The sequence below is a fragment of the Gilvimarinus agarilyticus genome, assembly GCF_000832015.1.
GTDB classification, from domain to species: Bacteria; Pseudomonadota; Gammaproteobacteria; order Pseudomonadales; family Cellvibrionaceae; genus Gilvimarinus; species Gilvimarinus agarilyticus.
In genome coordinates this window covers 2203789-2215535 of sequence record NZ_JXCJ01000001.1, presented here as the reverse complement: position 1 = coordinate 2215535, position 11747 = coordinate 2203789, and the positions used below count along the sequence as shown (strand labels likewise).

General features: G+C 53.2%; 11 protein-coding genes. 8 read left to right on the top strand and 3 right to left on the bottom strand.

Translation table 11 applies throughout. From position 1 onward, the window contains the following. Positions 1–45: 45 nt before the first annotated feature. The 5 genes from SD69_RS09500 (at position 46) to SD69_RS09480 (ending at position 3776) form a co-directional block, all read left to right on the top strand. Complete coding sequence (locus tag SD69_RS09500; RefSeq protein WP_041523026.1) at positions 46–1227, top strand: cupin domain-containing protein; 1182 nt, start codon at positions 46–48, stop codon at positions 1225–1227. 28 nt (positions 1228–1255) lie between these two features. Then, a complete protein-coding gene (locus tag SD69_RS09495; protein WP_052481039.1) occupies positions 1256–1750 on the top strand; it encodes a GNAT family N-acetyltransferase in 495 nt (164 codons plus the stop codon). Between the two features lie 60 nt (positions 1751–1810). Continuing rightward, positions 1811–2311: a DUF7931 domain-containing protein gene (locus SD69_RS09490; RefSeq protein WP_052481038.1), complete on the top strand. Its 501-nt coding sequence runs from the start codon at positions 1811–1813 to the stop codon at positions 2309–2311. A 29-nt stretch (positions 2312–2340) separates the two neighbouring features. Next, on the top strand, positions 2341–3147 hold the full coding sequence (locus SD69_RS09485; protein WP_041523025.1) for a hypothetical protein: 807 nt from the start codon (positions 2341–2343) through the stop codon (positions 3145–3147). Positions 3148–3353: 206 nt separating this feature from the next. After that, entirely contained in the window at positions 3354–3776 is a 423-nt protein-coding gene (locus SD69_RS09480) for an HU family DNA-binding protein (RefSeq protein ID WP_041523024.1), read from the top strand. A 62-nt stretch (positions 3777–3838) separates the two neighbouring features. On the opposite strand, the gene SD69_RS09475 is transcribed toward SD69_RS09480, so the two are convergent. Then, positions 3839–4315: an HIT domain-containing protein gene (locus SD69_RS09475; protein ID WP_052481037.1), complete on the bottom strand. Its 477-nt coding sequence runs from the start codon at positions 4313–4315 to the stop codon at positions 3839–3841. 222 nt (positions 4316–4537) lie between these two features. On the opposite strand from SD69_RS09475, the gene SD69_RS09470 reads away from it, so the two are divergent. Genes SD69_RS09470 through SD69_RS09460 form a run of 3 tightly spaced genes read left to right on the top strand, consistent with a single transcriptional unit; the run spans position 4538 to position 7757 of the window. Further along, positions 4538–6271, top strand: a complete 1734-nt coding sequence (locus SD69_RS09470) for a proline--tRNA ligase (RefSeq protein ID WP_041523023.1) — start codon at positions 4538–4540, stop codon at positions 6269–6271. Next, positions 6231–6905 (top strand): lytic transglycosylase domain-containing protein, encoded by a 675-nt coding sequence (locus SD69_RS09465; protein WP_332307916.1) that lies wholly within the window; start codon positions 6231–6233, stop codon positions 6903–6905. Before SD69_RS09470 ends, SD69_RS09465 begins: the two co-directional genes overlap by 41 nt. Positions 6906–6950: 45 nt before the next feature. Continuing rightward, positions 6951–7757, top strand: a complete 807-nt coding sequence (locus SD69_RS09460) for a polysaccharide lyase (RefSeq protein ID WP_052481036.1) — start codon at positions 6951–6953, stop codon at positions 7755–7757. Positions 7758–7812: 55 nt separating this feature from the next. Here SD69_RS09460 and SD69_RS09455 read toward each other — a convergent pair whose 3' ends face one another. Then, on the bottom strand, positions 7813–10386 hold the full coding sequence (locus SD69_RS09455) for a glycoside hydrolase family 3 protein (protein ID WP_041523022.1): 2574 nt from the start codon (positions 10384–10386) through the stop codon (positions 7813–7815). Positions 10387–11025: 639 nt separating this feature from the next. Beyond that, positions 11026–11745 carry a DUF6445 family protein gene (locus tag SD69_RS09450; RefSeq protein ID WP_041523021.1) on the bottom strand — a complete coding sequence of 240 codons (720 nt, stop codon included), beginning with the start codon at positions 11743–11745 and terminating at the stop codon, positions 11026–11028. Positions 11746–11747 lie beyond the last annotated feature (2 nt).

The following is an 11747-nucleotide window of genomic DNA, read 5'->3' as shown; positions in this document are numbered from 1 at the left end:
CTTACTAGCCGGCCCCTGGGGCCGGCTTTTCGTTAAGGTTTCCGTATGTCTTCTGCCTCGCCGGCTCTTGCCCATCTGGGCTCAATCCCTATCAGTGAGTTCCTTAGCCGTTACTGGCAGCGCGAAGCGGTGTTTCTCCCTCAGGCTTTGCCCGACTTTAGCTCGCCATTAAGCCCGGACGAGCTGGCCGGCCTAGCCCTGGAGGACGAGATCGAATCACGCCTGGTGATTGATTCGGATGAAGCCCCGTGGCAGCTAAAAACCGGCCCCTGTACTGAACAGGACTTTACCCGGCTACCCGCCGAGCGCTGGAGCTTGTTGGTACAGGCGGTAGACCACTGGGTACCCGAAGTAGCCGATTTACTCGAGCGGTTTCGTTTTATTCCCAACTGGCGGCTCGATGACGTCATGGTAAGTTACGCCCCCACTGGGGGCAGCGTCGGCCCTCACTTCGATTATTACGATGTGTTTTTGGTGCAAGGCGCCGGCTGCCGTGAGTGGCAAATCGGACAGGCTTGCGACAGCACCAGCGAGCGTGTATCCGGCACCGAGTTAAACATCCTGCGTGATTTTACCCCCAGCGCCACTTATATCGCCAAGCCTGGTGATGTCCTTTATATCCCGCCCGGCACGGCCCACTGGGGTACATCTCTGGACGACAACTGCATGACCTTTTCGATCGGTTTTCGCGCCCCGTCAGAGGCCGATATTATCGGCGAATTTGGTCAGTATTTGTGTACGTCATTAAGCAACGACATACGCTACCGTGACCCACAGATTCAAGCCACACAAACGCCCGGCGCAATCGATGCCGAGGTTGTGCGGCAAATCGTCGCCACATTAAGCAAACACCTTACCTCCGACAATGTGGCCCAATGGTTTGGCCGGTATATGACCGAAGCCAAATACCCGCAAGAGCAACACACCACCGAGATAGACGCAGCAACCTGGCAAAGCTGGCTGGCGCTAGACGTCCCGGCCGAGCGTGAAATTGCCTCACGCTTTTGCTATGTTAACGACAGCGCTGGCACAACATTATTTGTCGACGGACAGGGCTACCCGTGTAGCTCAGCGCTCGCCGAGGCGTTAAGCAACCGGCGCCAGTGGGCACTCACTGAGCTCGATGCGCTGTGCCAAAATGACACAGACACACAACTACTACGGCAACTGGCAGAAGAGAATAAAATAGTAATCGACCCAACTGAGGAAGATCCGGACGAGCTCTAAAGCGTCACGATAAAAGCTACTGCTTACGATGAAATCGACCAACCAATTTCAGTGTAATATCGTTACATGGGGCGAAGCCTCTGCCCCGCTTTGTCATATTCGCCGGCGGGTATTTATTGAAGAGCAAAATGTACCCCCTGAGCTTGAGTGGGAGTTAGCCGACCACGAGGCGACACACTTTTTACTCTGTACCACCCCATATTTGCATCACTCTTTGGGTCAGGCGGTCGCTTGTGCCCGCATCCTCAGAGAGCGCCATAACGATGAAAACCACTTTCATATCGGCCGGGTCGCGGTACTGGCGCAATATCGGGGTAACGGCATTGGCACCATGTTAATACGTGAACTACTGCACTGGTGCCAATCTCAAAGCGACTACAAGTATTGTGAGCAGGTGTTTTTACACGCCCAATGCGACGTGATACCGTTTTACACAATGTTGGGCTTTAGCGCCGTTGGCGATACTTTTATGGATGCAGGCATTGAGCACCGCACCATGCTTTTGCGCACCGTCGCAGGTTAAAGCCAGCGCCAAAGCCTCGCAACAATAATATTGAAGTCATTACCGCACTGAGGAGCCAAAGTGAACCAATCAACGGACGCCGCTCACCCATCCCTGCTGTTTGATTCACTGGAAGACAACATCCTCCATACCCTTGCGCTAATATCCCGCGCTCGACGCACCTTGTATATACTGAGCCACCAGTTAGACCCGCTGGTTTACAACCGGGACGATGTGGTTAACGCGGTTTCCCGATTTGCGCGACGGGCCAGGGACAGCCAAGTCCGTATCTTGATACGGGACACCTCGGACTTACTAGAACGCGGCCACCAACTGGCACGCTTACACCAACGGCTCCCCAGTAAGGTCCATCTGCGCAAATTAACAATCGAACCCAACAACCAACAGATGGGGTTTATTGCCGCAGACCGGGAGCTGTTAGTGTACAAAAGTGACGACACTCAGGCAGCCGGAGTGGCCAATTTCCGGGCCGCGCAAGAGGTAAAAACCCTTGCCGATGAATATCAACGCCTTTGGCAGCACGCCGTACCCGAGCCGGGGCTACAGATTTTGCATTTATAAGGCCTAAAACCTCACACAGGGATACTGTTATGAGCAACTTTAAAGACGGGCCAAAACCGCTGACTATGGCAATCCTCAGCTCCTTTTTAGTGCTCTGCCTACACGCAACAAGTGCACCGGTGTCCGACTTTGGTTTTTCAGAGGGCGATATTTCAAACCCGAGTACTGAACCCGCAGCCCCACTAATCACAAAAACACTCCCTGTTAACCACCTAGATACGGCCGCAACGGCTAAACAGCTCGCCCCCCTGGTTCCACCACCTGGCAGTATTACCACCGTCAACCGACAACTGGTTATTCGCAGTACCGCTCAAAACATTGCCGACATAGAAACACTGCTACAAGAGCTTGATACCCCGCCGGAAGAGATCACCGTAAGTGTCTTGTACCGCACTACTCGCCCAGGCAACAACGCTGACGATACCAGCCGACACTATCAAACACCGCAAACACCCGGCAATGCCCCACAAGTGCGCACGCAAACTGGTCAACCAACCCAAATCGCCCGCTCGCACAGTCACAATGAATTGATACCGATAGGCTGGGGCGGCTTTGAGGTCCAATCGCACGTAACGAAAGGGTATGAAATCTTTGCCATGGTCACACTTACCGACAATATCGCAACGGTTGCGTTAGCGGCGCACCAGTACGATGGCGACAACATCCAACAGGACGCCTACGAATTGTATACACGCGTTTCTGGCCCGGTTGGTCAATGGCTGGCACTTGACTCAAACAGGCAAACAACCCAGCAGGACAACAACAAACGCTACCAGTTACCCGACAACGGAAAGAAACTCTTTATAAAAATTGATCGTTTGAATAAAGCGCTATAAAGCATCAAATATAGGCTTAATGCGCCCGACAATGTAAATATTGCGCTTTTCCCCCTGTTTAAATGACTTTTTTCTTGCTGATCGCTTTTTTATCCTTTATATATAGACTCAACTGTGTTGCCGAGCTTAACCAAAGTCTATTCTCGGCAACATTTACAACGCTTAACGCAGACACTTTAATTAACTCTGAACACAAGGATCACAACATGGCCGCTAGAAAAGCTCCTGCAAAAAAAGCCCCCGCGAAAAAGGCTCCCGCCAAAAAAGCCGCTGTAAAAAAGGCTCCCGTTAAAGCGGCACCAGAGCGCAAAATCACCGCCGTTCGCGAGCGCTATAACAAAACTCAGATTGTTACGCAAATTGCCGAAAACACTGAGCTGAGCAAGAAGCAGGTTCAGTCTGTGCTGGACGAGCTGTCTGCCGTTATCGAAGGACACATCAAAAAACGCGCCTGTGGCGAATTTGTTCTGCCCGGCTTGTTAAAAGTTCAAACCGTTAAAAAGCCAGCCACCAAAGCCCGTAAAGGTATCAACCCTTTTACTGGCGAAGAAACCATGTTTAAAGCCAAGCCGGCCACGACCACGGTTAAAGTGCGCCCACTGAAAAAACTGAAAGAAATGGCCCTGTAAAACAACTGGGTATTATGTAAAAAGCCCGCTACTGCGGGCTTTTTTGTATTTATTTGGCGCTATTAGCAATTGATTTTAGGGATATTGGAGGGTCTCGGCTGATAGGGCTCTGTAGCTGGTAGTGGCGTAAAGCCCTCACCGGTTAGCGCATCGCTGAGTTTGACGATACGTTTTTGCAACAGCTCGGGCTCATAGGGTTTAACCGGTTGTGCGCCCCATATAGGTGCGGGCCAAGCCGCATCTTCGGCAAAACGCGCCACATGGTGGATATGTAACTGAGGTACCCTATTACCCAACGCCGCGATATTGATTTTATCGGCATCAAACAGGCTGTTCATCACCTCCGCCAGTTGGCAGGACTCTCGGGTCAGCTGCTGCTGATCAGTGTCACTTAAATGGTATAGCTCAATCACGTTCTCGCGCTCGGGCACCAAAATACACCACGGATAATTGGCATCTTTTACCAATAACACTAACGAAAGCTCGAACCGGCCAACGATAATCGTATCGTCGACCAGGCGGTGATCCAGTGCAAACATAGTACCCTCCAATAAGCATCCCCAGCCAAGGCCACTACTGCACCCCGGGCCTACCTAATTACACCTCGATATCTGTACCCCGAGGCCTAAGCTGCGTAGAATACGCTAACCAAGCCGCGCCCAACCGATGCGGCGGTATAACCTGATTATAGCGACTAATACTGTAGACACGCAGTCATTTACGCAGCAATAAACTTTGGCCCTGACATAAGATCCGACACTATGCGCTCCAGCCGTTTTTTAATCGCCACGTTAAAAGAAACCCCTGCCGATGCTGAAGTCATCAGCCACCAGCTAATGCTGCGCGCCGGCATGATCCGTAAACTCGCCTCCGGCCTTTACACCTGGCTCCCGCTGGGGCTTCGGGTACTGCGCAAGGTTGAAAACATCGTACGCGAAGAGATGAACAACGCCAGCGCACAAGAGGTCATGATGCCCGTGGTGCAACCGGCCGAGCTGTGGCAAGAGTCCGGCCGCTGGGAGCAGTACGGCCCGGAACTACTGCGGATTAACGATCGCCACGACCGCGCCTTTTGCCTGGGGCCAACCCATGAAGAGGTCATCACTGACTTAGTACGCGGCGAAATTAGCAGCTATAAGCAGCTGCCAGCCAACTTTTACCAAATACAAACAAAGTTTCGCGATGAGATCCGCCCGCGCTTTGGGGTAATGCGTTCGCGCGAGTTTATTATGAAAGACGCCTATTCTTTTCACACCAGTGCCGAGTGTTTACAGCAAACCTACGAGCGTATGCACAGCGCCTACTGCAATATATTTAGCCGCATAGGTCTGGCTTACCGCCCTGTTCTGGCCGATACCGGATCAATTGGTGGCGCCTTTTCGCACGAGTTTCACGTGCTGGCCGACAGCGGTGAAGACGCCATTGCGTTTAGCGACGGCTCGGATTACGCCGCCAACATCGAAAAAGCCGAGGCCCTGCCTCCCGCTACAAGCCGCCCGGCTCCAAGCCGCGACAAAGCCGATGTGGCGACTCCCGGCAAACACTCCATTGAGGAGGTGGCCGAGTTTCTTAACGTCGCTGCCAGCCACACCGTTAAAACTCTGATTGTATTGGGAGAAGCGGCCGAAGAAGGCGCTGAGCAACCCTTAGTAGCGCTGGTACTGCGGGGCGATCACGAGCTAAACGACATCAAAGCCGAAAAGCTAACCGGTATTGCCACACCACTCACCTTTGCCCCGGAAGAACGCATTAAAGCTGAGCTGGGTGTAAGCGTAGGCTCGATAGGCCCTTGCGGCTTAAACATTCGTGTAATTGCCGACCACAGCGCTCTGGCCTTGGCTGATTTTGTCTGCGGCGCCAACAGCGATGGTGTTCACAGCACTGGCGTTAATTGGGAACGCGACCTACCCGTGGCCGAAGCCGCCGACATTCGCAACATCGTTGCCGGTGACCCAAGCCCCTGTGGCAAGGGCACACTCGAAATTAAGCGCGGTATCGAAGTGGGCCATATTTTCCAGTTGGGCACTAAGTACTCCGAAGCCATGGGTGCCACTGTGCTCAATGAAAACGGCAAAGAACAAACCATGATCATGGGTTGCTATGGCATTGGAGTGACCCGAGTCGTGGCCTCGGCGATCGAGCAAAACTACGATGATAACGGCATTATTTGGCCCGCGGCCATTGCACCTTTCCAGGTGGCGATCGTACCAATCAACATGCATAAATCGGAGCAAGTGCGCGAAGCTTGTGAGAAACTTTACGGCGACTTACAGGCGGCCGGCGCCGACGTCTTGCTAATGGACGAAGAAAAAGCCCGCCTCGGCGTGCTACTGGCCAACACCGACCTAATGGGCATCCCGCATCGTATCGTCGTCGGTGACCGCGGCCTGGAGGCCGGCAATGTCGAATACAAAGCTCGTCGCGATCAGGACAAACAAGATATTGCCCTCGATCATGTTGTTGCTCTCATTAGCGATGCGCTTAACCAAGCTTAACGCACCCCTCCCTAAGCTGCACGCAGCCGCCACCGTGGCGCTTGCGTGCAGCTTGGCTTACCCCTGGTCTGCACTTAATGCTGAAACCGTCGCGGGCAATGTCATCTTAACGCCTGTGACCGAAAAACCCGTCATCCCTCAATCCACGGTTGACGACGAGCTGCGCAACCTGCTTAAAAATCATATTCAAAAAGCCGATAGCTTTACCGATCGCTTTGACGCCGAAGCCTGGCTGATGTTGATGGATGGGCGCTTGGCGCGATACATTAAATCGCCCGATGAGCGCTTAGCGCTGCTGCGACTGGTACACCGTGAGGCAACCTCGGCCGGGGTTAAGCCGGAGTTGGTTCTGGCCGTTATCGAAACCGAGAGCCACTTTGACCGCTTTGCCATATCCCCCGTGGGCGCGATGGGCATTATGCAAATTATGCCATTTTGGAAAAACGAAATCGGCCGCCCCGACGACAACCTGATCGATACCGCCACCAACCTGCGTTACGGCTGCATCATCTTAAAGCACTATATCGACATCGCCGATGGCCGTCTGGCCGAAGCATTGGCCCGCTATAACGGCAGTTATGGCAGCTACCGCTACTCCGCTAAAGTCATGGATGCCTGGGATCGCTGGCGTTGACAAAAGCCTGTAAAGACTTCTAAAACCTAAATAATCGGGTGCAACGTGAAGCCGACTACCCTACTCGCTAACTGCTTTTTTCTCGCCACATTGCCCCCGCTCGCCACGGCGGCACCGCTTAAAACGTTTTCATTTGCGGAGCCCAACTGGCCAGGGCAATGGCAACTACGCTGGAACGACCGGCTTGACACCACCACTGTCACCCAAAACCCGACCGGCGAGCATTCGCTGCAGGTAAGCTATCCAAAAGCTGGCGTGGGCCCGGGTCAGAGCGGAGTTCAGTTTCCCATCGAGTTTGCGAAACAGGCTGATTTATTGCCCTCCTATACCGCACTGCGCCTGAATTACTGCCTTACGTTTTCTAGCGATTTTAATTTTGTGCTAGGGGGAAAACTACCTGGCCTAATGGGGGCCGAAGACTCATGGTCTCGCTCCGGGGGCAATCAACCAAACGGCAGTAACGGCTGGACGATGCGCTATATGTGGCGCGAGAATGGCGCCGCGGTTATTTACGCCTATTTGCCCCCCTCACCCAACGGGCGTTACGGCGGACAGCCGTGGGGCCAGGACATCGAGCTTGGCGCGCGCTTTATTCCCGGCCAACGCCACTGCCTGGCACAGCAAATAAAAATCAACGAAATAGGCCAGGAAAATGGCGAGCTAACCGTCTGGTTTGATGGCAAACAAATCCTGCACCGCGAGGATATGAGCTACCGCTTAACAGACACGCCGGCGGGATACATCGGGGGCATTATGTTTTCAACGTTTCATGGCGGCAACACGCCCGACTGGGCCCCAGCGTATTTATCCAAGGTGTGGTTTGATGGGTTAAGTATTTCCAACGCCAATTAGTAACCAAAAAAAAATGCCACCCGAGGGTGGCATTTTTGGGATGGTAAATACACCGTTACTGGCAACTCACCATCGCACTCGCAGCACGCCCTTTAAGCAAACGTACATTGGCAAAGCTCATCTCCAGCTCACCCGTGGTATAAATAGTAAACGGACGAACCACCTGAGTAATGTACTCAGACTGCGGCTGATTTAAACCAAAGTTTTCACCCGCATCTGGGAAGCACGCCAAATCTACGGTTACGGTTTGCCAGCCGGCCCCGGCAAGGTGATCACGCATGCCTTGCGTCATATCAATATCAGAAGCGCAATAAGAGCCGCAGCCAAGACGCAGATAAGTCGTCTCAGTAGGCGCTTTATCAACTTTGATATCAAATGACAGGGCCGATTTTGCTTTTACATAATCGCTCCAATCCTGACGATCATCAGCAAACAGCGCGACATGACCGGGCCCCTCACCGTTAAACACCACGCGGCGAGCGTCTTGCTGCTCATTACGATCTACCGCTTCGACCAAGACGGTTGAGGTTTGAAGGGTGTTACTGTTCATTACCGCGCGGTCATTTTCGGCGCCAACGGCCTCAATGCCCCATGGATCGAGCGGACGACGGTTAAACAACTCCAATACATCCTGAGTGGCTGCTTTTTTAAGGCCCTTCTCTGACAGCTCATCACCCAGGGTGTCCTTGTCCGCGTAGCTTAAGCCAAAACCATAAGGGAACAGCGGGTTGTAGTCTTCATCACCACGGTTTAACAGGTACTGATCGGGGCGCTCAGGCCAGCTGAACGACAATCGGCCTTTCGCGTCGTGGTTAATCGAGCCGTCGTTGGCGCGAAACACAACATCAGCAACACCTCCACCCTCGGTACCAGGCTGCCAAATCACCATAAAAGCATCCGAGGCATTCAGTTCGCGGTTAACCCACAACGGGCGGCCCGTAATAAACAACGCCACCACCGGGATATCCTGCTTCTGGAAAGATTTAAGCAGGTTTAAGTCCGCCTCAGAGCCACCCTTGTACATCAGGTTGGTCAAGTCGCCCTGCATTTCGGCGTAGGGGTCTTCGCCAAACACAACAATTGCCACATCGGGCTTTTCCATAAAAGTGCCGTTAGCACTGAGCTCGGCAGTGCCGCCGCCAGCCTCTACCGCCTCGGCAATACCGTCATAAATGGAAGTCGCACCGGGGAAGTCCGAATTCTTATTACCCGTACCCTGCCAGGTAACCGACCAGCCGCCGGCCTGCTTGCCAATGTTATCGGCACCATCACCGGTCACCAGCACATTGATGTCACGGCTCAGGGGTAATAGGCCATCGTTATTTTTAAGCAAAACCAACGATTCACGTACCGCCTGGCGAGCCACCTCTCGATGCTCGGGGGCGCCTAACAAATCGTCGCGACCGGCTATGCCTCGCTCTGAGGGTGGGCCCGCTTCGAATAACCCGGCCCGCAGTTTAACGCGCAGGATACGGCGCACGGCGTCATCGATCCGCGCCATCGGAATAGTGCCATCTTCAGCGTGCTTGACCGTGCTGGCAAACAGCTCCTTCCACTCTGGCTCGGGCGCCATATAGATATCCAAACCCGCATTTACCGCCTGTGGGCAGTCGAGCGCGGTACAGCCCGGAATAAAGCCGTGACCGCTCCAGTCGCCGACAATAAAGCCATCAAAACCCATTTGGCCTTTCAATACATCACTTAGCAAGTATTCGTGGCCGTGCATTCGCGTGCCCTCCCACGAGGTGAACGATGCCATAACCACTTGTACGCCCGCTTCGATTGCGGTGAAGTAACCCGCACCGTGAATATCGCGCAGCTGCTCTTCTGTGGCGATAGTGTCGCCACGGTCGATACCTTTATCCGTACCGCCGTCACCGATAAAGTGCTTAGCGGTGGCAATAACATGATCTTCGCTTAGGAAGTCGTCCGATTTTGGCTCGCCCTGCAAGCCCCGAATCATCCGGCCGGCGTATTGCCCAACCAGCTCTGGGTCTTCCGACCAGGCCTCATAGGCGCGGCCCCAACGCTCGTCGCGCGAAACGGCAACCGTGGGAGAGAAGTTCCAGTCGATACCGGTGATTTTAAGCTCGCGGCCTGTTACCCAGCCAATTTGCTCTAATAAATCAGGGTTATGGGTTGCGCCCAGGGCAATGTTGTGAGGAAACAAAGTCGCACCGACAACATTACCCACGCCGTGTACCGCATCGGTACCCCAGATAATGGGCACGCCGGTACGGCCATCGGATTTATCAATGGAGGCGTAGTAATAACTATCCGCCAAATCCACCCAGTCCTGGACACTCGCATACTTGTTATTGTCCGGTGTAGTGCCCCCGCCGTTAAGTACCGAGCCAATATGGTAATCGCGGATATCGTCGGGGGTTACCTGCTTAATTTCAGGCTGGATCATCTGTCCCACTTTTTCTTCAAGCGTCATCTGGGACAACAACTCGTCGATTCGGGCCTCAATTGCAGGGTCTTTCTGAACCTCACTCTCAATGGCGGGCCAGGTAACTTTAGTCGTTTTAGCGCTTGATTGAGATGAGTCAGATTGGGTTTGACAACCGACCAGAGCAGCCATCACGGCCCCAGCCAAAGTCAGGCGCTGAAAGGAGTTAATAGCCATATAGGCTCCTTATAAGTTTTATCAAAATCGTTTATCAACGTCGTATCGTTAAAAAAGGTTCTACTTGCCACCATAGCGAACAGGAGCCAAGATTACTGCAAAAATGGATACCAGTGCGCCCCACCTCGCGCGAAGGTGCAAAGTGGCATTCGCCACTTTTTATCCAACACGTCAGCCTACTACCATTTACCGATGCCGCACGGGTGGACGTAAGCGCTACAGCGCTACCGTGACGGGCGACGCAGGCGAACACAATTAACCCCACCACAGAGGCGAGTCACTTTAGTGGCTAATGTGCCAAACTGACCGGTAAGGAGCGGCACCTCCAAGAGGGATACTTGAAACACTATTTATTGTAGCCGTAATTCGCGCAAATTACGGTCAAGTTGTGTCAAGCGCAGAGGCAGCCATATCGACGCAATAGCCAATACCGTCTCTGAACAGACCAAAATTGATCGTATCTCAGGCAGCATCAAGAATTGGTCGATCCGAGCATCAGGTGCCGAACTGTGTGCGAGGCTTTCTCAGGCAAACAGTTTTCAGCGGACCCGAGGCTTCTGAATAGTAGCCAATGAGGCTAGCTGCGGCCCAGCTGTGACGACATACACCTCAAATCAATACTTGACGGTGTGGTCTCGATTACAGGATGTCGATAAATGAATTAATGGACAACCGCCCAGTAGCCGGATTGGCATCGGGCACAAAGGCTGGATCAATACAGCCGGAGTGCAGCGAGCTACGACGATAAATCAGCATTCGGTTATACACTGCTTCTTGCCGCGTTATTTGCTCAAAAAGTGGGGTATCACCGTTAATATACCCAGACTCTGGTAGATCCGGGCCTGCGTTCTCGGCCTCGAGAGAACGAAAGTATTCACGCTTTCGCGACTCGTTTATCACCTCAAACCCGGTTTTTCGATGTCGGTAAAAGGCAGTACCGCCCAGAGGTTTACGAAACAGGTAATGCACCGTCGCAAGCCCTTGGGAGTCAAACGAATCGACGTGGGGAATCCGTTGAATCATGCCCAACTGCGTCGCGGGCGTTGTCACCAATGAATAGTGACACATTGAAAACCGGACCCGATCTCCAGTAAGCGAAAAGTGGGTTTGCAATAACGGCTGTAAAGCAACAGCCAAATGAGGAAACAACGTAAGCGCCAAATACGCCTGATAGGCCTCTGGAGCTACCGCCCTAACGCCCGGGAAAGCCTGCTTAGGCGGGGAAAACTCGCACTCACTGGCCAATTCGACCAACACCTCAGGGCGGTCAATACACTGGTCTATAACCAGTAAAGGCGAACACTCACGACCAAACTCGAGCGCTTTCACTGTAATGTCATCTGGTAACCGAAAGTTCATGA

Coding starts and splice junctions, on each gene's coding strand:
- SD69_RS09500 (WP_041523026.1), top strand. CDS start 46: ATGTCTTCTGCCTCGCCGGCTCTTGCCCATCTGGGCTCAATCCCTATC.
- SD69_RS09495 (WP_052481039.1), top strand. CDS start 1,256: ATGAAATCGACCAACCAATTTCAGTGTAATATCGTTACATGGGGCGAA.
- SD69_RS09485 (WP_041523025.1), top strand. CDS start 2,341: ATGAGCAACTTTAAAGACGGGCCAAAACCGCTGACTATGGCAATCCTC.
- SD69_RS09480 (WP_041523024.1), top strand. CDS start 3,354: ATGGCCGCTAGAAAAGCTCCTGCAAAAAAAGCCCCCGCGAAAAAGGCT.
- SD69_RS09475 (WP_052481037.1), bottom strand. CDS start 4,315: ATGTTTGCACTGGATCACCGCCTGGTCGACGATACGATTATCGTTGGC.
- SD69_RS09470 (WP_041523023.1), top strand. CDS start 4,538: ATGCGCTCCAGCCGTTTTTTAATCGCCACGTTAAAAGAAACCCCTGCC.
- SD69_RS09465 (WP_332307916.1), top strand. CDS start 6,231: ATGTTGTTGCTCTCATTAGCGATGCGCTTAACCAAGCTTAACGCACCC.
- SD69_RS09455 (WP_041523022.1), bottom strand. CDS start 10,386: ATGGCTATTAACTCCTTTCAGCGCCTGACTTTGGCTGGGGCCGTGATG.
- SD69_RS09450 (WP_041523021.1), bottom strand. CDS start 11,745: ATGAACTTTCGGTTACCAGATGACATTACAGTGAAAGCGCTCGAGTTT.